The sequence below is a fragment of the Longimonas halophila genome (genome assembly GCF_002554705.1).
Taxonomy (GTDB): domain Bacteria; phylum Bacteroidota; class Rhodothermia; order Rhodothermales; family Salinibacteraceae; genus Longimonas; species Longimonas halophila.
Window position 1 is genome coordinate 58,979 of sequence record NZ_PDEP01000007.1, and the last position, 20,838, is coordinate 79,816.

Consider the following 20,838-nt stretch of genomic DNA (forward strand, 5'->3'; position numbering starts at 1 on the left):
AACACCCTCCAGAGCGAACCAAATGATCTTTCCTGTCTCATTCCATCTACAGCGCAAGAGTATATTGGCCTCCAACGTGCAAGCGCTCAGGGATGGGCAATTTCTTGAGTACGCGGCTCTGCAACCGCAGATACCCATTAGCAGCCCGAGGGCAATGCGCTTCCATCCACAGCCGCGCTGTTTCGCTATTTAGATACGCTGATAAGTCTTCGATATCGGCACCTCGTTTCGGTATAGCGTAATAAACCGAATGACGCGGCACGATGTCGCCGTTCCAATCGATCCAGAAGTGGGGCTCGGAAGCAACATCTTTAAATAGGATTTTGGGGCGGAGGATATCGTCTCATGCCAGCTGTACCAGACCTTACCGTTCTTCGCGACACAGAATCGGGCTTCCAGCGATGCGCGATGAGACTCAGCCCAATTTCGATACGAACCGAGCTCGTCTTCAGGATACAGACTTCCGGTATCTGAATAGGGACAGACAAACCGCTTTGGAGGAGAAGCCAGGTCGACCGTGCCGAGCTCGCGTCCGCTTACCGTGGGACGAAGCCACTGCTGTGAAAGGGTATCAGGCACATCGTCCGCATTGATCACAAAGATTTGATCCCGACCGGTCGCCACACCGGCGGAGACGCGTACCACCGCATCCCCAAGAACACACCCTGTATCTATATCAAGCTGTGCGGCTCCACGAAGTTGGGCTGCCCAACTTGCGCCTGACGCTGGTAGCGCTGTTGTATACGTTTCTCCGTTTCGAAGCGTCACTTCGGTCGCAGAGGGGGACGATTTTCGGATCGTTGTGATCGCAGGATACGTAATTCGCTTTTCGAATGCATCCTCACGGATGTGTTCAATCTCTTCAATGTGTACGCTACCGAGCAGGCGACGCAGAGGAGCTGCCGACTCAACGTAGGTCCATTTTTCCGGAGTAACAAAAGCAAGGAGGCCGCCCGCTTTCAGGAGGTTGAGCCCCTGTTCAAAGAAGAGAAAATACAGGTCCATCCGTCCCGATGCTGACGAGAAATGCGCTCGGTACCGGTCTTTTTCGTCATCAGACAGTTTTTCAATCCCAGCATACGGCGGATTGCCAACAACATAGTCAAACGTGCCAAACGTTTGGGTAGACAACGAAAGAAAGTCTGCCTCGTGATACGTAACGTGCTGCAGCCCACGGGCTTTTGCATTTCGGATGTGTCGGGGATTCATCTCTACGGCATGACCTTCTGGGCACGGCCACTCATGCGCTTCGCAGACTCTCTCAACAGCAGCACCAAACGGGCATGACCCGCTTCCTGGATAGAGAATGCGGTCTCCTTCGACCGGTACCTGATCGCGGAAGAGGCGCCCCACAATGCGATCAGCAAGGTCGGATGGGGTTGGAACGTATCCTTTCATTGGTCACTCCATTCGGGATCGAGGAGAACATTGACCTACTTCATCGCACCAAGCACATGGTATGTGAGACGACGTGCAAATCGCTCAAACCACAGTTCTTCATTCGGCTCGATGAAGTGGCCTTCGGGTCCTTCGGGATCACTGAGCATGAATATGGCTCCATCGACAAGCTGTTGCCGAACCATTCGAAGGCATAAAATCTCACCGCGCCGTGCGTACGATGCCCCGTCAAAAACAGGATCTACGTCAAAATTCGGCTCGCGTACACGCACGGGACGGGCCGAAGGAGCAAAAACGCCCTGCTCATAGGCCTGACGCAGATCTGTATTACTACCAAGGGCTTCCTCTGTCCGGTTATTAAGGTTGTTTCCGAATGAACTCGCAATCGACTTGAACTCGATCGCCGCAAGCAAACTGCCTTCATGCACGACGGCGGTATCCCATTCTGGTAGCGGTTCAATGGTAAGTGATTGTCATATGGCCGACATCATCGGAGCCAGACAACCCCCTCTGTCTATCGACATCTCCCCCTTGGAAAAGGGGGAGAAACCCGAAGGGAGAGGGGGTTCGAATAAGACAAACCTACATTCTACGATAGCCTTATCACTTAGCGTCTACCCACTACCCCCATTCTTTCTCGTGGCGAAAGTAGCCCGGTAGTGTGGCTTGATAATTATGAACGATGGATGTCTGAGGAACGCCGAACCTCAGCAGGATATCCTCAATCAAACTGGCAAATCCATCCATCTGCTTCCCGCCCAGTACATTGGCCCTGCGCCCCCGCGTGCTATTCTCAGACTGTAACTGCTTTTCTTTCTGGCTGTCCTGTGTTGCCCAAAACCATTTGACGGCCTCCCTGACTTCGCGGTCAATCGTTTCGAAAATCTGGTCTGGGGAATCTTGCGCGCCAGTACCACCGGCTTGATTTGGCGTTTCATTCATGCGTCTTGAGTAATGCGTGATACATGTAAGACGGTAAGCGCACATAACGATATCGCTCTACGGCGCAAGTTCACAGCAGCCGACCAAGTCAAGACCAGAGGTGCTATCCGTGCCTGGGCGAGCAGGTCATCTGGAGTCCCTACCAGGAGCAAAATCTTTCGCAGAACCCGGATTGCAAAAGGGGGCGCTCAGTGAATGGGCGGAAGCACGTTCGACCGCATCGGATGTATAGCCGGGCTGCTCGTCAATTTGTAGGGATCTCGCCGCTGAACGTCACCGGACGGTCTGTCTGCGTTATTTTGACCACCTGGCGCGGCTGAGCAAGCGCCATGCATGTCGCCCCCGATGTCCAGTCCTCCGCCCGGACTACGATCTCACTGCGGCGGGATCGAACGTCTTGTATGGCATCAACGTCGCCGCGGCATCCGCTTATCGTTCCCCAGAACAAGCCAATCACCATGTGCTCGTCAAAGTTGATCTGGGGGGGAGGCGGTGTGTCGGCGCCCTCCTGTGCGTCGACATGGGCATTCCAAAAGGCGTCCCACTCGGCTTCGGTCCTGAAAACAGCCGTTTGCGCGTCTTGGACATTGAGATAGCGCGCCTCCTCAACGTTCTCGAAGTCAAGCGCCTCTCCTTTCTCTCCCGTCTGCCCAGAAAGCAAATCGCAGGATGTGAGCAGGAGCATGCAGAGCAGGAGCGCGGCACATTTGGCGTGATACATGGCGATTCTCATTTTTGGAGATGCTAACGGGATAGCGTTCATGAGACGATAGCGGTTGACTCGGAAATGATGGTCTTCTGCACAAACACGTTTCCTGAGGCACGCCCTAATGTCGGGGTTCGATACGCCGGATTTCGATGATCGGCCCGGCCATGTGGATGCTGAACAGGTCGTCTCGTTGTATTGCGCGAACGTGCACCCGCTGCCCATCTACCTTGTACGAATCCGGCAGATTGGTCGGCTTATAGGTCTCGGATCCATCCGTGTCTGCCACTTCGCCCACAATAGCCCAGAAACCGCCTTCGATCTGTATGTACTGCACGGTGCCAGTGATGGCCTGGGTGCCTGTGGTATCGCCCAGCACAACCGTATCAGGCACGGAGGCTCCACCACTCCACAGGTTGCAGCCGCTTATGCAGAAAAGAAGAATGAACGGAAGAAAGAAGAATGTGCGTTTCATAGCAATGAGGCGTTTGAGGGGCGAATAGCACGACATATCTGTAGGGCTCAAATACAAATCATTGTTAAGTTATGATGAGAGTGATTGAATTGCAACCTGTTGCAACGCGGCGCTCCCAGCACCGAAAGCACAGCGCGCTATTCCTCTCTGCGACGGAGCACCTTGACTGCTCCATTCGGTTCGATGCCGTAGATCCACGCTTCCGCTATGACGATGTGCGGGATCCGTGGCTCGCGACGAAGCACCATGAAGACATCCGTCTCTGTGGGCATGCAGGTACGGACGGCGGTTAGCACGCTTGCCCTCGAATTCTGTGGAGAGCCGCTCATTGGAACCACTTCGTTGTGGAGGCGCTGGCTTCCGCGTATCGACCCGGTTTCGGCATCGATTTCAACGCGGACGTCTCCGCCCAGTACCGTTTCATCGTCAGGATCGGGGAATGCGTAGGTCGTAAGCACCGTGTCATGCCACGGGTATGCCGCCACGATCACGCCATACGCATGGCTCTTGGTTAGCGCGCCCAGAAGGCACGCAGCGCCTCCACCACACGGACGGCATTGTCGTCGGTTCGTTGGATCCAGACATCAAGGTCGCCCGTCGTTCGCGGGTAGCCGTGATACGCCACTGCGTAGCCGCCCACGATGAGGTACCTCACCTCATGCGCGCCGAGCAACGTCAACAGTTCGCTGAATTCGGTCGGAAACTGGATCGTAGGCATAGTTGATCTGGCGCATCCGTTCGAGGGCCGCAAGACGTTCCTTCGGAGTCTTCGAGAGCCAGTGCACTTTGTCTTTGCTCGCGGCCTCGGAGAAGGACGACACCGAAAATGCGGACTTATCCAGGGAAAAAGGAGCCTCAGCCATGGTGCGATCGCCGATTGGATAAAGGACACAACACGGATACCGGGACAGGCGGGCATTGCTTCGTACCGGGCGGCATAACGGCGTAGCTCTGCCACGGCGCGCCGTCCGTAATTTTCTCGAGCGAAATGAGCAGACCCGTGTCCGAGACGATTTGACGTGGGAGAGGATCTGGGCTCATGCGCCAAGCTCGGTCTCAATGTTCTCTGGGGAGTCGACGAGAATCGTGAAGCCGTAGCGCGGAAGCATCTCTTCAAACGTGCGGCGCGTCATGCCAAGGATCTCGCGCACTCGAGTGGGCAGTTCGGTAACGAGGCATCACAACACTGACCAGGACAAGACCAGAAATGCTATCCGTGCCGGAGCGAGCAGGTCATCCGTATTGCTATCATGAATAGTACCTTTCATAGAATCCCAATCGTGAAGGGCAAATATCTACGAACTAACGAAACCACTTAACCACAACCTTTAGATCTCGCGTTTCGGCTTCGTTTAAAACGAGTCGTCGCACGTACAGCATGCGTACACCTTGTGCCGATACATACGGTAAATATAAAAGAACTGATAGTACTATTGGAGATCTAATTAGAAATCTAAAGTTTTTTGGCTGTCTCCGTTACCGCTGGCCTTTCTCAAAAGCTTTTTCTTCTTGTACTTCTCAATGATTTTTCCCTTATGCGAGGCAGGTAAGTCTTTGGCCTTCACAAACACTTCAGCCATCAGATCCAGGATAGTATTATCGAGATCCTTGCTTCTAGAACGCAAGTACAAGTAAGTTAATAGTTTAAAAAATACTAAGTCTTCTGTATATTTACTACTCATGTGATAAATAAAATCTTCGATATATTTAAAATATCTATTTCCTTTGTTCTCAGCATACAAGAAAACTGACAAGAACAGCTGAAGATCAGTAGCTTCCTCATTTCCGTCCAGCACAGGCTTAAAGTCGTTCTTAAATACACCATTTAACTTCTTAGTGCCCATACTTTCATGTAGGCTGACCTGAACCACGATTGGTGCATAGTCGGTCATCATCTGAGCAACTTCCCTAAATTCCTCGGGAAGTGAGTCTCCTTCCTCGTCCAAATACTTTGATAGTGCTAACTTATATAAAACCGTGTAAGCGAGAGCACACTGTATGACATTGCTGTAAGCTTTGCTCTTAAGGCGAGACTGATCTGTTTCTTCCGTATTTTTGAGAACCTCAGCAGCTAAAAACAGGCATCGACTCAGTTCTTCGAGGGGGTGATCCGGTTTACTTTTCCGAGCGATTCCCTGTTCAGGCGCTGCCAATTCCATTTTTTGGTCTTGAAGCGCGTCAAGATCTTTTTCCGAAGGTCTCTTATCCTCAACCTGCTTGAGGACATCTGCGGCATCCATACTGCTAACCCGGGAGCCACCTCGCTCCATTACATTGTCGTATGTTTGTCCCTCCTCTAAAAGAGACTCTTCAAGATCAGAGTACAGATCTAATGCACGGCTGGAGACAGTGTCAAGAATATCAGAGCAGTTACGCCGAATCCCGGTGTAGTACCTAATCTCGCTATCGAACATCAAATAATTTCGATCGCTGATAACAAACTCTTTAAACTCCGTATCTTGCTCCATCCTCTTAGCAAGGAAGTACTCAAAAAAACATTGAAATCGAAAACGTACGTACTGGCCTGAGTTGTCAAGGATGCCACCTTCGATCAGACTATCCAATATTTCCTTACCGGAGAACTCATCATCCCAGTCTCTACCCTTAAGGTGGTCCTCAACACATTTGACCGCACCAGAATACCTCAACCGATAGTCCCGTTTTTCGGCCTGAAGCATCAGGTAAGAGAGTTTCGATAGCAGAAACACCTTGTTCGTAAAATCAAAGCGACCGGATAAGGCCTCTTTCCTAGAATGCTTCTGAAGGAGACGTTCAACAAAATTCTCTACCATAGTCGCCTTGTTCTTTGGCTCATAATGCTCCTGTTTTTCAATAATCCATAGAAATATTGAGGCAGCTAGTGGCGTCCGCGGAATATCAAGAGCCTGGAAAAGTGAAACTATATTGTCAATCTGAGAGGGTGTATCAATCGGCTCACCCGTTGAAAACCAATTCTCTACCAAGCTTCGAATTTGTTGAGTTCGAAAAAGCTTTATTTCTAAAGGTTTGAGCCTCAGTTCTGAGGTGTGACCCATCGGTAATTCGCCACTGTGGGTCTGGAGGTGCGTCGCGACAACTCGTGTATTTTCGTGCTTTTTAGCGAAGTTGCAGACTCGACGCAGCCGATACTCGTCTTCGTCTTGGAACGTTATATTATCTATTAGAAGCGTGAGATTGTAACTGTCTGCAAGCTCCTCAATATCACGGCGTCGCACGCCCAAGAAGTCACCAACCTCGCTCTTAATTTTTCTGTTATTAAGCTCACTAAAGTCTATTAGTACAGGTATTTGGCCATACCTTTTGTAGTTTTCGGATAGTTCCATCGCAAGTCGATTTAGTAGACTTGACTTGCCTACTTCCTTCTCACCGAGAAGAAGAAAATCTTTTCTTTTAGTGGCCAAGTCCTCTAAAGATAATCTTGTTTCCTTTACGTCCTCTATCTCAGTTTCAGTTGACGATACTCGTTGCCGCCGGACTACCTCCGGCATCACAAATATCTCTTTGAGACTCGAAGGGGCATCTGTGTCCGTTCCAGCAGTAACAAGATTACGATTTAGTTTGGGCAGGCACTGTTCGCTCACTCTTTCGCAGATGGACTGAGCCTTCTGATAGATTTGCCGATCGGCATCAGAAGGAAGATTGTATTTCGCCTTTCCTGCCGCGTCACCAAGATCTGCGTTGGGGTCAAATTGGTGCTTTTTCGACGAGTACCGTCGATTGTGGACTGTGATCTCGCGTGTCACTGGGTCGAAGTCAATAATACAGTAGCCATTCGCGTAAGTCCGGCTATCACTCCGAACGTTTGACTGAGTAATTGCTGGCGCAACCGATACGAAGAGAGCATTTTCGCGTACCTGTGTCGTACTTGTGGCTCCCTTATGGACATCGCCACAGAAGAACATATCGAACTCGCGCTGAAGGGAGTTGCTCACTCGGTCGCGGTCAAAGCTACGAAGAACTTCGACCGGATGGTGAGCAACGGCAATCGCTAAGTCCACATCCCCGAGAGACTGGGCCGCCCGCAGAACCTGTCTTTCACCGATCAGGAGGTGCTCCTCTGCAGAATCATGGGGCCAGCAACGCCAAGCAGAATTTAATGCAGCTATCCCTACGGTTACACCCTCCTTTTCAAAGACTATTGTAGACTCAAAGTCAGTCGTGTTGAGTTCTGCCTTATCATAGAACGATTCCTCAAAAGTTAGATAGGGGGTCATTCTATCTCTACCAGTTTGCTCATCCTGTAATATGTAATTTGTTATTTCATCTTCACTTGTTAGGTTGCTTTTTAGACCGTCCTCGTTATACCCGTTGTCCAGATCTGCAACTACGTCATGGTTGCCGGGACACATTATAAACTGCGATCTAGAGAGCTCCAACAGTGAGATAATTTTTTCAGCTACCTCTACCTCAAATGTTTTGAAGGCATGTTTGGGAGAGTCGAACGTAGTCCCTGCCCGGTCGATTAGGTCACCGGAGCAGATAACGAGATCAATATCCCGCTCGTCCTTGTATTTTTCTAAGTCCTCAATGAGGGGGACGACTATTTCATTTCTCGTACCGAATAAATCTTCATCGTTGATATGGAAATCGGAGACATGAGCAATACGTATCATGTGCGAAAGAGTAGGTGTTTAGAGTATGACCACAGGAAAGATGTGCCTTACGCCGTAAGCCAAGAGATAGACCAAGATTCCAATTGCACGAGGCTGGCTGTGTCATCCCTATTCTGCGAAAAAGGAGGCTTATCCTGACACAAAAAAATTAAAAAAAAACATGCTGACAATTTAACGCAACGCACGAGAGTTATTCGGTGCTACGCCGAAGGCCGCGTGTGCAATCACGCACACTTAACCTACCCAAAACCACCCCCACACGCAAACCAACCCCGCTTCACCCCAGCGCCGCCTGCAACTCAGCAGCCGCCTCTGCAGCGGCCTCGGCGAAGTTGGGGCCGTCGTGGGCGTAGAGGATGCTGCGGCTGCTGTTGACGAGGATGAGTCCATCTTCGATGACGGCGGCGTCGACCACGGCGCTTGCATCGCCGCCCTGGGATTCGGGGTGGGCGTTCCAGCGCTGGACGAGCCGGGCGATGCGCTGGTAGACGGGCTCGCGGGGCAGGTCGCCATTACCGGGAGGCGCGTTCACGGCCTGTGCGAACGGCGGCCACGATCTCCTCGGCCTGTACGTCGATGTCCACCGCGGGTACGTCGAGCGGCGATCCTTCGTCCTGATGTGGACGAATGAGGTATTCGCTCCCATCACGCCGCCGAATCCGCACTTCCCCCTCATGGCTGGCCTGATCCAGCAGATCGGCAAGATGTTGACGAGCCTCTGAGTACGTGTACACTCTCATTTCTACACCTCCAAAACATCAATTCCAGATTCGCGAGCTGCTTCTTTCAGTCCACCATCCAGCGTTACAAGCGGCGCCTGGTGACGCCTTGCTGCAACGAGCATATACGCATCATATGCATACAGGTCATACTGACTGGACACCCGAACGGCTTCCTCTAATTCAACATCGACCCACTGGATCGGGATGGTATCATATCGCCGGAGCGCTTCAACCGCTACCTCAACGTCGCAACGGCCCCGTTTGAACATTGCAGAGAAGGCGTTTCCAATCTCCCAGTGGAGGGTCTCTGGCGCAATCAGATCTACCCCTTTGGTCTGCCGGACGATTTGATCTCGGTGCTCTTCGCCCAAGAGGACCGCTTTCATGATTAGAATGTGTTAGCTGTACAATTGAACAAACAGTATAGTACTCCGTCAACCCTCATTTTGATGGTTGCCTTGCAGTCAGCCCTCACGAAGCCTGTCATGGTGAGCGCAGTCGAACCATCTCCTCGGGGCTTGGTACCGCCAGATGGACAGGAGGTCCTGCCCACTTCGGGGGAGATCTTTCGACTCCGCGTCTCCTTAGCGGAGCCGCTCTGCTCAAGATGACATCATGTAAACGGGGCATGTTGTAACCCACACATTGACTGTTGACAAAGCAATAGATCCACTACGATTAACTGTCAACCGTTTTTCGCGGCAACGACGGCCTCTGCGTATTCGGCTGGAGGGGATCACCAATTTCCCAGCACGTGTTTACGAATCAGATTGCAAACCAACCCCTCACCCCAACGCCGCCTGCAATTCAGCCGCGGCCTCCGCGGCGGCGTCGGCGAAATCATCACCATCACTGGCGTAAATGATGCTGCGGCTGCTGTTGACGAGGATGAGTCCGTCGTTGGTGACGGCGGCATCCACCACGGCACTTGCATCGCCGCCCTGGGCGCCGACGCCGGGGATGAGGAAGGGCAGCGCGGGACACACCTCACGTAGCTCGGCGAGGGCCTCGGGGGCGGTGGCGCCGACGACGAGTCCGGCGTCGCCCTCGGACTCGGGGTGGGCGCTCCAGCGCTGGACGAGCCGGGCGATACGCTGGTAGACGGGCTCGCGGGGCAGGTCGCCTTTGGCGTCGATGGGGCATTCTTGCAGGTCGGCGCTGCCGGCGTTGGAGGTGCGCGTGAGCACGAATACGCCGCGCTCGGGCGTGCGCAGGAACGGCAGGATGCTGTCGCGTCCCATGTATGGCGCGGCGGTGATGGCATCGGCGCCTAAGTGGTCGAAGAGTCCGCGGGCGTAGAAGCGGGCGGTGTGGCCGATATCGCCGCGCTTGGCATCGGCGATGCAGAGATGGGTGTTGGGGATGGCCTCGATGACGGATTCGAGGGCGGCGTATCCGGCGGCACCCTGGGCCTCGAAGAAGGCCAGGTTCGGCTTGTAGGCGCAGCAGTGCGGCGCGGTGGCTTCGATGATGGCGATGCAGAAATCTGCCAGCGCCTGCGGATCGGTGCGATGGTCGGCAAAGGGGGCGGGGAGGCGCTCGGGGACGGGGTCGAGTCCGACGCACACGCGTGATGCGAACGCGTGTTGGGCCGTACGGAGACGCTGAACGAACGACATGGGAGCTAAACGCAGGGAATAGAGATCGGGGCGCGGAATGTTTGTTCAACGTAGCTCTTCTGCTACGCATCTACAACCGAAAACGTATGGACTTTTCGTACAGGGGCGGGTATAAAAGGAACTGTGATCCGATCGTTAACTACAACTCAACGCTCCCGGTGGAAGCACTTCCACGCAGCGTCTCGTCTGCACTTCGCGCGGTTAGGTCCGCGTGCCTGCCGGTGGCCCCCACATGGTTCACTGATCTGCCACAACAACCGCTATCATCATGGCCAACAAAGGCTTAAGCAATATAAAAGGCGTCTCCAAGCAAGACAAGGAGATGATTGAGAACATTGAGACCATGATGGGCCCCGAGCCCGAAGACATGGGCCTCATGAAGAACGTGTTCTGGGGACGCTTCCGCGAGGACCTGGTCTTTCCGTATCCGCGCGAGTCGAAGGAGGAGCGCGACACCTGCGATGCGCTGCTGGAGGAGCTGGAAGACTACCTCGAAAACGAGCATCCGGCCGTTGAAATCGACCAGGAAGAGCACATTCCGGAGTGGTGCATTGAGCGCCTCTTCGACATGGGCGTGATGGGCATGATCATCCCCGAAGAGTATGGCGGACTCGGGCTGGGCGTGACCAGCTACAACCGCGTGCTGGAGCTGATCGGCAAGCACTGCGCCTCGACCGCAGTGATGGTGTCGGCGCATCAGTCCATTGGATGCAAAGCGCTCGTCATGTTCGGCAATGAGGAGCAGAAAGATGAGTATCTGCCCATGGTGGCGCGCGAGAAGCTCTCTGCGTTCTGTCTGTCGGAGCCGAACGTGGGCTCGGATGCGGCGGGGCAAGAGTCGTTCTCGGTGAAGACCGAAGACGGCGACTACGTCCTGAACGGCGAGAAGAAGTGGTCCACCTCGGGCGCACTCAGCGGGCTCTTTACCGTGATGTGCAAGAACATGGTCAAGAACCCCGACACGGGCGAGCTGGAGCAGAAGGGCGTGAACGCGCTCATCTGTACGCCGGATATGGAGGGCGTGGAGATCTTTGAGAAGAACCGCTCGAAGACCGGGATTCGCGGCACGTGGCAGGCGCGCATCCGCTTCAACGATGTGCGGGTGCCCAAAGAAAACATGCTGCACAAAGAGGGCCGCGGCCTGAACGTGGCGCTATCGTGCCTGAACTACGGACGCTGCACGCTCTCGGCGGGCGTTACGGGCGCGGCGAAAGCGGCCATGGACCAGGGCATTAAGTGGGCGCAGACGCGCTACCAGTTCAAGCGTCCGATTTCGGACTTTGAGCTCGTGCGTCAGAAGGTGGCCCGCATGTCGGCGCTCGTCTACGCGATGGATGCCATGCTCTATATGATGACGGGCATGCTCGACCGCGGCGACAAAGACATCATGGTCGAAACCGCCATCACGAAGGTCTTCTGCTCGCACTACGGGTGGGAGGTCATCAACGAGGTGATGCAGATCATGGGCGGCGAAGGCTACATGACCGAGCACGAACTGGAGCGCTCCTGGCGCGACAACCGCATCCACGCCATTGTGGAGGGCTCGAACGAGGTCATGCAGTCGTTCATCTTTGCGTACGGCGGCAAGAAGCTGGCCGAGCAGATGGTGTCGGTGCAAGATGCGCTGACGTGGGACACCGACGAGGGCATCAGCGACAACCTGTCGCGCATCCTCACGGCAGCCACGAATCCGACGGTCATGTCGAAGGCGCTGCCGCTGGCCGGACAACTCTTCATGGGCATCAAGCCGAAGGCGCCTGAGGTGCGCAGCGTGCATCCCGCGCTTCGCTCGCAGGCCCAGACGCTGTCAACGCTCATCCAGAAGCACTCGCACTACTTCAAGATGGCGAGCAAGTGGGAGCGCGAGAAGATTGTGGAGCACCAGGCGCAGCAAGCGCGCGTGGCCGACAACGCGATCTACCTCTACGCGATGATCACCTCGCTCTCGAAGATGGACGACCAGCTCCGCACCGGCGAGTACGGTCCCGAGTTTGAGCGTGACCGCGCGGCGTTTGAGTACCTGTTCGACTGGTTCGAGAACAAGATCCACGAGAACTTCGGCCAGCTGCGCCACAACGCCGACGACAGCATGCGCAAGGCCGCCGAAGCCGCGCTGCGCTTCAACGACACGCTGCCGAACAAGGACTTCTACATCCACGAAGGCAGTCCGCTCGGACGCGACGCGGGCAAGGAGACGCCCACCGAGCACATCAAGCAGTTCCCCGGCGACGGCGTCGACCCGCGCACGCAAGACCGCGCGCCCGGCGAAACCGACGAACTGGAGCTTGAGGACGTGCCTGCCGCTTCCGGCGATGGCGCCCCCGAAGAGCCCAAGCCTGCTGCCGAAGACGGCGTGGCGTAAGCTGCAACGGACATAACAGCTGTACCACACCACTGCCCGGTGCTCTTTGCGGAGCATCGGGCGGTTTTTTTGTTGGGGGAAAGCGACAGGACGTGCATGCTGCGCATATCTGTCGCAGACATGTAGAATAGTCCCCGATGCCAGATAGACAGCCCCCGGCGTGCCGCAGGAGACATGCGTCGCCCTACAAAAACGAGATGCAGATCGGGAGGCGGTGCCGTTCGTCTCGAACGGTTCCCGCTAAACGCCAAGGAGATGGTTTCCCCGACAGGAGTCGGGCGAAGGGTCTCTACAATATCGGCCCAGGATGCGCTCTACGAACATCGCTTCCCCCCTGGCAGAAGCAGGCGACTCACGGGCCGGGACACCTCCACATGAAGTGCTGCGTCAGATCCCCCCTCAGTCGCTGCGCGACAGCCCCCCGCTCCAGGGGAGCGGCTTGGGGTGGCGCGCTTTTCCTTGTCTTTCTCTGCGCTAAACACGCACGGAGTCCGGGGCCACAGGGGGCGAGACTCTGCTCACCATGACACGATTGGGGGATGATGCCAGGGTAACCATCAAAATGAGGATTGACAGAGCACTCAGGAGAGGTCTTTTATCAGGAAGGTCCTCTCTATCTTTGCGAAAGGTTTTCAAATTGGTTAGGCTTTGAGTGTCCATAGATGCAGCGGGTAGCGGTTCAATGCTAAGTGATGGAGGAAACATGACAGTAGCCGGAGAACGTGCACCGAATGCTATCGGTGCTGGGAGCGCCGACCGGCGCGGACGAACGGAGGACCGTTCGCCCCAGTCAACGTTTTTATCAGAAGGCCATGACTTAAGGTCTATCCACTACCCAGAATGTTTTCGTGTAGCTGCTATCGTCATGGGGAGCGCAGTGAAGCCTCTCAGATCACGCGGTCGGAGGATCTGCTCCGGGGATGCGCAATGCGGTGCTCCAGTGTAGGACGCGATGCCAAGCGTGCACGGTCGGCGTTGAGATCCTTCCCCCCGACAATCGTCGGGGGTCAGGATGACCTGCGGATGGGGGCTGCAGCGCTACTCTATGAAGAAAAGCCCCCTGTTGACCGAGTGCCTGCTTTTCAGTCAAAAACCATCTTCCATAAAAGGTTATGAACAATAAAGAAATCGTTTTCCTTGTCCTGATCTTGATCATGGGCTGTGGAAGTGAGGAGCCCGCCCCTCGGGACTGGCCGATTCACTCCGGTGATGACGTGCTTGAGCATGTCGATACCGTTCCTGATCTCGGTGATCCCCAGGACTTCATTGTGTTAGGAGATACAACGATGTATCTCGTGGACTGGGCAATCAACGGATTGCACCGATATGATTTGCAGTCTGACAGTCTCTCTGAAGGAACGGGATTCGGGCAAGGACCCGGCGAAATAAACAGGGAAGCGAATTATTTCCTGGCGTCGTTGTCTGAAACCGATATCTGGTTACATGATCACGGGAATCGGCGCATCACCGTATACAACCGCAACCTGGAGCCCTCGAATCAGACATCGATTAGTGGCGTCCTCCGCAGTATCCCGGTCAGCGATTCTACGTTTGCAACCGTCCCTTTTAACGGTGACGTGTTAGCTGACCTTCGCCCCTTTCGACCGGACCTGGACCGGATAGAGGCAGAAGACACGACATCAACCATTTGGACGTACCCTGTGCGAAACCAGGACCCGTTCCAAGAAGCAGGAAGAAACCTTGCGCTCCAGTACGGGCCGATGACTGCATGCGGTGGGGAGGTCGTTACGGCGTTCGATTATGCGTCGTATCTTGCCCGTATTGATACAGAGGGCGTGCACATCATGGACAGCACTCCAGAGCACATAGCGTTTCCCGTTGATCCCGATCTTCCTGATGAGCCATGGGTGCGAATGCCAAACTGGTTTAACCCGCGCGGTACGCTTGACGTGGCATGCAACAACGATTTCATTTATGCTCTCTTTTCTGGAGAAAGCGTTTCCCGTTCAAGAGTCAGAACCCTGGATCTGTCTGGACGCCTAACGGCTGCAAAACGAGCTGAATTGCGTGCGCAGATAGAGCAGTCAGATCGGTTACACGTTTATGATCGTGACGACGGTGCCTTTCTCTACGAGGTCCAGCTACCTGTCAAAGCACGTCAGGTCGCTGCTACCGAGGATCATCTCTACCTGCTTGTGCACAAAGAGGAGGACGTTGAGATCGCACAGTACTCCTGGGTCGCAAACCCTACAACTAAAAACGATCAACCCTCATGAGTAAATTTATAAATATACCAGTTATACGTAGAACAGCCAGCCTGCTCGTATTCGTTCTACTCATATTAAGTATAGTTAGCAAGACATCTACCGTATACAACGAACTGGCCTTTAGCAATCAAGCGGATGGCGTAATCATTACCGTTCTCATTACAGGGTTGCTTGTACAGAGCCTTGGAGCCACGGGGCTGTATCTCCCTTCATGGTTGCTCGGCAGATCTGTAGCGTTTAAGGCGTTGTATCTCATATCTGGTGCCGAGCTTATGATATACATCGCCAGCATGGCCATGATCAATCAGCCTGATATCTGCGATACAATCGTTGGTGATCGGCCAGGTCGCATGGTCTTAGGCCAAGTGTGCTTTTTGGTTCTATTGGGAACGCTTCATATACTGGAACACCAAACCATGAAAAGTTGATTCTGCCATAAGTTGCACAGCTGGTCCTGTAAGATAACAGTCCGCTTGCCTCCAGCAAGCTTGAAGACATTCCCACTGCCCGGTGCTCGTTACGGAACATCGGGCGGCTTTTTGTTGGGGGAAAGCGACAGGGCGTGCATGCTGCGCGTATCTGTCGCAGACATGTAGAACAGTCCCCGATGCCAGGTAGACAGCGCCCGGGCGTGCCGCAGGAGAAGCATATCGCCCTACAAAGCGGGATGCAGTGCCGTTCGTCCCGAACGGTTCCCGCTAAACGCCAGGGAGTTCCTTCCCCCCGACAGTGTACGTGTTTATCGATCTATAGCTCGGGACACGTGCAGTGTCGACAGTGGCCGGCACAAGTTGCCGATAGTATTTGCTCAAAAGATCGCCGGGGACGCAAGCGGTACCGACAGTGGTCGGCACAGGTTACCCGGCTATGAGCACCCTTAGCCTGGGATCAGCAGCGAAGCGCTGGGAGCACCGCGACCGAGTACTCCTGGGGTGCGGATATCCCGGGCGGACTTCTTCTACCAACAGCCGTCGGTATCAGGGCGCTCCGAGCGGCCCTGCTGGGCTGGGGCCGTAGCTCATGCCTCTGGTGCTACGAACCTTTATCGTGGTTCTCGTTTCGCCCCACCGGCGCTCGCTCTCACCTGTAAACTGGAGCCCAAACAGGTTCTTAGGAGAAAGCAGAGGTGCCAATCCAAGTAGAGACGTCCCAGTGGGACGTCTCTACTGTATCTCCCCTACTCCCAGAACTGCATCCAGAAGAGAATCGTCACGATGAGCATCACCACGCTCAAGAAAAGGTTGGTGGCGGTAATCCAGCCTTGCTGAATCTGTGCGAGCTTGTCCTGGCAGAGCTGGTACGCACGGTCGTATGCCTGATTGGCATCGTCGAGCACGATCGTCGTGAAGTGCTCCGCGTTAGTGTTGGGCGTGTCAGGATCAGCGGCAATGACCAGTGCGAGTTCTTTCACGTCGCGCTCCAGGTTACGCAACTGCGGCTGCAGGCGGCCCAGCGTGCTCCTCAAGCGGTTGAGTCGACGTCGGCTCTTCAGGTTGTAGAACGAGGTGGAGCACGCGTACGCCTCATGCAGCACGTCGTTGAGCTGCTCATCGAGCGCGCGACCGGCCCGAATGAGCTGTGCCACCCAACTCCAGTACTCTTCCCAGCTTAGGTCCCATGCCTCCGGATCGTCCAGTACGTCAGCCAGGGTAAGCCGCTCTATTTCTGGCCCCTCTGTGTCCCCGAAGGCTTCGCGTAGCGCATCGCCCTGCTGGTAGCCGGGCCCTTCTGTGTTTATGGGCTCTTTCGTTTGTTCTTTGAGGCCATCTGAGTCAGCAGTAGGCTTGGGTGGGACCGCATCGGCATCCATGGTAAGCGAAGCATTGGGTGTCACAAACAGCGTCAAGGGGATACGCAGGTACGCATCCCCCTGTACAGCGTTGGCTCATTTCCAGATGCTTCATGCAAGCCCCGTCATGCGCAGATGTTGATGCCTGAAGCGCACGCTCAGGGCTACCGTTCGCGGCGAAAGAGCTGGTGGAGGTGTCCGTTGGATGCGTCAGGCCCTGATTCTTCGGTGCGTGAGGCCGCCTCGGCCAGGTGATGCCGCTGCCCCCACGCAATGAGCGCCTCCTGCGTCGTAGGCCATCTCGGCTCGTCGTCTGGTACCGGCACTGCGGACGGATCCAGCCCCAGCACGGCCCACCCGCCGGGTTTGAGCACGCGCTGCACCGCGTCGAAGGCAATGTCGGGCGTGGTGTCGGCATATGTGTTCAGGTGCGGCGCAACGACCCAGTCAAACACCGAGTCGGGGTAGTCGTCCAGCGCCGGCACGCACGGCTGCACGCACTCGGTGGCTTCCGACGGATCTTCCATCAGGTTGGCGATGGCCGAGCGGGTGGCGTGCACAGCCTCCGCATCCGCACTGCACGCATGCACCGGGAATCCGAGCCGGAGCAGCGGGGCCGTGTAGCGCCCGTCGGTACAGCCCAGCACCAGGACATAGCGGTCTACGGGCACCGAGGCCAGCGTGCGCAGCACATAGTCGCGATAGCTCATGGTGCATGCCTCTATTCGGAAGAACGCACGTGCAGACGGTTACGCATCTTTTTTCGGTGCTTTCGGCTCCGCATCGGTCCCCGATGGCGCCCCTACGGCCGCCTGCAGGTCATCCGTCCAGCACCGCGCTTCGGTGACGCACTCGCAGTTGGGGCAGCGCACATCGCGCTCGTCTTGCGGATAGCGCGGTAGTTCGTCGAGCGGCTTCAGCGGATACTGCCCGTCAGGAGCGCCGTCGCCGCCATGCCGAAGCGTATTTACATCGACCGGATAGTTGAGCTGCGCCATGGTCGACTCCGCCAGTGCCTCAATAAAGAGCGGGTGGCTGTTGAGTCCAGACGTCACCTCGTAGCGTTCGATGCCAAACTCCTCGGCTTCCTCGCGGACCTCGATGTCGAGTTCGAAGCTGGTTTCGACGTGGTCGGTTACGAACGCCACCGGAATCACCAGCACGTTCTCAACGTCGTGCTCCTCGGCGAGCTCCTCCAGTTTGTCGGGTGTAGAGGGCGTAAGCCACTGTGCCGGGCCCACCTTGCTCTGGAAGGCGGTGTGGAAGGGATAGTCGTGCTCGCGGTACTTCATGAGCTGGTTCACCGTCGAGTGCACCAGGCAGCAGTACGGATCGCGGCGCTCGGTCATCTCTTTGAGCGGCGTGCCGTGCGCGCTGAACAGCAGATGCACGTCTTCGCGCTCATCCGGCGTAAAGCGCTGCAGGCCCTCGTCGATCCGCTCCGAGAGCGCCCGGATGTACTTCGGATTCGTCGCGTACTCGAATACCGTGGTAGTTGGATACTCAGGCAGTGAGCCCTCCTCTTCGAGCGCTTTCCAGAGCACAAGCGAGGAACCGGTGGTCGTCTTCGAGTAGTGCGGATACAGCGGCAGCAGCACCACCTTGTCGACGCCGTCTTCCTTCATCTCGCGGACAGCATCTTCGCTGAACGGCTTCCAGTACCGCATTGCGATGTACGTCTTAAAGTCGACATCGGCAGCCTGACCGTAGTGGCGATTCAGGTGGTCGCCCAGCGCCTTTGACTGCTCACGCGTGAGGCGGTTGATGGGCGATCCGCCCCCGATCATCTCGTAGTCTTCGCGCACAAACTTCGAGCGGCGCGAGGCGATGAACTTGCAGAGCCAGTCGCGGATGAACGTCTGCCCAATCAGCGGGATGTCGATGATCGCCGGATCCATGAACAGGTTGTACAGGAACGGCTCTACATCCTCAAGGGTGTCGGGCCCGCCCAGGTTCATCATCACCACACCGACCGTGTCTCCTTGCTCAATATCGAGCGGAGTCGTGGGGAAGTACGTGCCGCGAATGATGCGCTTGTCGTATTCGTATACGCTCAGAAACTCGCGAGGGGTCATAAGCACGGCCCTTGCATGAGGGGGAAAGTTGAATCGGCGTACTGATTATGCCCTCTGAGCGCCGTTCAGTTCCTACAGGGCGTTGAACTTTCGCCTAATCAATTCCCCATTACAGCGGCGGATGCAAGGGCCACTTGCATCCGCGCTGCATGCGTACTAAAAGGACGAAAGGGCGTGCTGATTGTGCCGCTCCGGTATGTTGCGCGATCCGGCTACGGCTGGGAAGCGGCGGCCTTTCCGCTGGCTTCGTTCTCCTCCGCTTTCATCTTGCGGTTGAGCGCATACATCTCCTCGCGTCCGGCGTAGTATTCGCCCTCATAGCGGGACAGCACCTGCTCGGACGGTGGCGTACCGAACTGAATCCCTACAAACACGCCAATGACCGCCATCAGCAGCGCAATAGCGCCGTAGGCGAGTCCCGAGTCGGTGAGCCAGCTCGGCAGCCAGCCCAGCAGTTCGTAGGCCCCCAGCGTGTAGAACACAAACGTGCCCACCGTACCCAGAATAATCGCCAGGTAGGCCGAGAGCGTCGTGGTCTTCTTCGAGAACACGCTGGCAACGACCACGGCGGTTGTGGAGGTCAGGAGTGCACTCGATAGAAAGTACATGTCGAAGAGTCCCGGAAACTGGAACGCCCACAGGAGCGCCAGCCCAATGAATCCGGCGGTTACGGCGCGTCCTACGTTGAGCTTCGTGGTGCCGCTTACCTCGTAGGGTTCAAAGACGAGCGGTTCCAGCACATCCTTCGTCAGGTTCATCGCGCAGACGTTCACATACGTGTCGACCGAGGACAGCGCCATGCCCATCAGCGCCACGATAAGGGCGCCCACCACAATCGGATTCTGGAAGAGCTCGGTGATCATCGACGAGAAGATGAAGTAGCCAAAGCTGCCCACCGTTTCAGGGACCTCTCCCCCCACCGGCGGAAAGATCACCAGTGCGGCCACAGCGATCAGCGTGGGCATGATGACCACGATAACAATGTTGAAGGCCACGTTCCACCACACGCCCTTGGCGGCTTCGGTCTCATCGCGACTGGCCATGACGCGCTGCCAGGCGCCTTGCAGCGTAATGAAGCCGGGCGTGTAGATCAGGATGGCCAGCGCCATGTACGAGTAGCCGGGGGCATCCCAGTCCCAGAAGCCGTCGGCATAGATCGGCGGGTTCTCATTGATCGTTGCCACAATGTCGCCAAAGCTACCGGCAATGCTGGCCGCTTCGATGAGCCCAAACACGGTGAGCGTGACCAGCATGAGCGCCGCGCACACAAACTGAATGAGGTCGGTCCGCAGTACCGACCGGAATCCGCCCAGCGACACGTAGAGTCCGAAGGTAATGCTCACAATGATCGCCATCGTGATGATGTCCACCTGCAGCGGCTGCGACAGCACTGCGCTCAGCACGTAGATTTCGGCAGCGAGCCAGGTGAGGTAGGCAAAGCTCTGCACCGGACCCAGCAGCGTCTGTGTGGTCCGATCGAACCGAAAGCGCAGAATCTCAGGAATCGACACGCCCGGAAAGTGCCGAAACAGCTTGGGCACAAAGGCCAGCCCGATGGTGCAGAGGATCCATGGGATGGTGAAGATCCAGATGGCGCCCAGGCCATACGTGTACCAGAGGTACATCTGCCAGGTCATCCACCCCAGCAAGAGCCAGCCCGCCGCCAGCGAGGCGGCCATCCACCATCCAGGCACGCTTCCCTCGCCAATCCAAAAGTCAAAGGCCTGCTCATCAGGGTCGGTAATCGCCTGCATTCCGCGCAGCTGGTACAGGCCAATGCCAACCATGCCGAGCAAGAATGCACCAACGAATATCCAATAGATAGCAGTAGGGGTCATAGGCGGGGTGGTGGGACGTAGAGAACGGCGGATACTGGACTGGTGGGCCCTCCGCCATGAACGAACAGCCC

At 55.8% G+C, this 20,838-nt stretch carries 19 protein-coding genes; 2 read left to right on the forward strand and 17 right to left on the reverse strand.

Going from position 1 to position 20,838, the window contains the following annotated elements; translation table 11 throughout:
• Positions 1 to 46 precede the first annotated feature (46 nt).
• From CRI93_RS15615 to pyrF, 13 genes are all read right to left on the reverse strand, one after another.
• Positions 47 to 283, reverse strand: coding sequence for a hypothetical protein (locus tag CRI93_RS15615; RefSeq protein ID WP_342752103.1), 237 nt, complete (start codon positions 281 to 283; stop codon positions 47 to 49).
• Positions 190 to 1,398 (reverse strand): Eco57I restriction-modification methylase domain-containing protein, encoded by a 1,209-nt coding sequence (locus CRI93_RS08515; RefSeq protein WP_217992515.1) that lies wholly within the window; start codon positions 1,396 to 1,398, stop codon positions 190 to 192. Before CRI93_RS08515 ends, CRI93_RS15615 begins: the two co-directional genes overlap by 94 nt.
• A 35-nt stretch (positions 1,399 to 1,433) precedes the next feature.
• On the reverse strand, positions 1,434 to 1,826 hold the full coding sequence (locus CRI93_RS08520; protein WP_217992516.1) for a PaeR7I family type II restriction endonuclease: 393 nt from the start codon (positions 1,824 to 1,826) through the stop codon (positions 1,434 to 1,436).
• A 193-nt stretch (positions 1,827 to 2,019) separates the two neighbouring features.
• On the reverse strand, positions 2,020 to 2,340 hold the full coding sequence (locus CRI93_RS08525) for a PaeR7I family type II restriction endonuclease (RefSeq protein ID WP_217992517.1): 321 nt from the start codon (positions 2,338 to 2,340) through the stop codon (positions 2,020 to 2,022).
• 244 nt (positions 2,341 to 2,584) lie between these two features.
• Complete coding sequence (locus CRI93_RS08530; RefSeq protein ID WP_141491632.1) at positions 2,585 to 3,061, reverse strand: hypothetical protein; 477 nt, start codon at positions 3,059 to 3,061, stop codon at positions 2,585 to 2,587.
• A 106-nt stretch (positions 3,062 to 3,167) separates the two neighbouring features.
• The gene (locus CRI93_RS08535) at positions 3,168 to 3,521 is read right to left on the reverse strand and encodes a hypothetical protein (RefSeq protein WP_141491633.1); all 354 of its coding nucleotides are present in this window, start codon (positions 3,519 to 3,521) and stop codon (positions 3,168 to 3,170) included.
• Positions 3,522 to 3,658: 137 nt separating this feature from the next.
• Positions 3,659 to 4,006, reverse strand: a complete 348-nt coding sequence (locus tag CRI93_RS08540) for a hypothetical protein (protein ID WP_176521794.1) — start codon at positions 4,004 to 4,006, stop codon at positions 3,659 to 3,661.
• Between the two features lie 26 nt (positions 4,007 to 4,032).
• Positions 4,033 to 4,239 (reverse strand): nucleotidyltransferase family protein, encoded by a 207-nt coding sequence (locus CRI93_RS08545; protein ID WP_098062208.1) that lies wholly within the window; start codon positions 4,237 to 4,239, stop codon positions 4,033 to 4,035.
• Positions 4,240 to 4,966: 727 nt separating this feature from the next.
• Complete coding sequence (locus CRI93_RS08550) at positions 4,967 to 8,134, reverse strand: STAND family AAA ATPase (protein ID WP_098062209.1); 3,168 nt, start codon at positions 8,132 to 8,134, stop codon at positions 4,967 to 4,969.
• A 277-nt stretch (positions 8,135 to 8,411) separates the two neighbouring features.
• The gene (locus tag CRI93_RS08555) at positions 8,412 to 8,666 is read right to left on the reverse strand and encodes a beta/alpha barrel domain-containing protein (RefSeq protein ID WP_098062210.1); all 255 of its coding nucleotides are present in this window, start codon (positions 8,664 to 8,666) and stop codon (positions 8,412 to 8,414) included.
• On the reverse strand, positions 8,647 to 8,874 hold the full coding sequence (locus CRI93_RS08560; RefSeq protein ID WP_098062211.1) for a type II toxin-antitoxin system Phd/YefM family antitoxin: 228 nt from the start codon (positions 8,872 to 8,874) through the stop codon (positions 8,647 to 8,649). The genes CRI93_RS08555 and CRI93_RS08560 overlap by 20 nt, the downstream gene beginning before the upstream one ends.
• A gap of 2 nt (positions 8,875 to 8,876) precedes the next feature.
• Entirely contained in the window at positions 8,877 to 9,242 is a 366-nt protein-coding gene (locus CRI93_RS08565; RefSeq protein WP_098062212.1) for a type II toxin-antitoxin system VapC family toxin, read from the reverse strand.
• Between the two features lie 399 nt (positions 9,243 to 9,641).
• Positions 9,642 to 10,475 (reverse strand): orotidine-5'-phosphate decarboxylase, encoded by an 834-nt coding sequence (gene pyrF, locus CRI93_RS08570; protein ID WP_098062213.1) that lies wholly within the window; start codon positions 10,473 to 10,475, stop codon positions 9,642 to 9,644.
• A 268-nt stretch (positions 10,476 to 10,743) separates the two neighbouring features.
• On the opposite strand from pyrF, the gene CRI93_RS08575 reads away from it, so the two are divergent.
• Positions 10,744 to 12,837, forward strand: a complete 2,094-nt coding sequence (locus CRI93_RS08575) for an acyl-CoA dehydrogenase family protein (RefSeq protein WP_098062214.1) — start codon at positions 10,744 to 10,746, stop codon at positions 12,835 to 12,837.
• Positions 12,838 to 13,949: 1,112 nt separating this feature from the next.
• On the forward strand, positions 13,950 to 15,074 hold the full coding sequence (locus tag CRI93_RS08580; RefSeq protein ID WP_098062215.1) for a hypothetical protein: 1,125 nt from the start codon (positions 13,950 to 13,952) through the stop codon (positions 15,072 to 15,074).
• 1,168 nt (positions 15,075 to 16,242) lie between these two features.
• Here the strand turns inward: CRI93_RS08580 and CRI93_RS08590 are convergent.
• The 4 genes from CRI93_RS08590 to CRI93_RS08605 form a co-directional block, all read right to left on the reverse strand.
• On the reverse strand, positions 16,243 to 16,911 hold the full coding sequence (locus CRI93_RS08590; protein WP_141491635.1) for a hypothetical protein: 669 nt from the start codon (positions 16,909 to 16,911) through the stop codon (positions 16,243 to 16,245).
• Positions 16,912 to 17,018: 107 nt separating this feature from the next.
• Positions 17,019 to 17,564: a class I SAM-dependent methyltransferase gene (locus CRI93_RS08595; RefSeq protein WP_098062218.1), complete on the reverse strand. Its 546-nt coding sequence runs from the start codon at positions 17,562 to 17,564 to the stop codon at positions 17,019 to 17,021.
• Positions 17,565 to 17,603: 39 nt separating this feature from the next.
• Positions 17,604 to 18,929 carry a ferrochelatase gene (hemH, locus tag CRI93_RS08600; protein WP_098062219.1) on the reverse strand — a complete coding sequence of 442 codons (1,326 nt, stop codon included), beginning with the start codon at positions 18,927 to 18,929 and terminating at the stop codon, positions 17,604 to 17,606.
• Positions 18,930 to 19,141: 212 nt separating this feature from the next.
• On the reverse strand, positions 19,142 to 20,767 hold the full coding sequence (locus CRI93_RS08605) for a sodium:solute symporter family protein (RefSeq protein ID WP_098062220.1): 1,626 nt from the start codon (positions 20,765 to 20,767) through the stop codon (positions 19,142 to 19,144).
• Between the last annotated feature and the right edge of the window lie 71 nt (positions 20,768 to 20,838).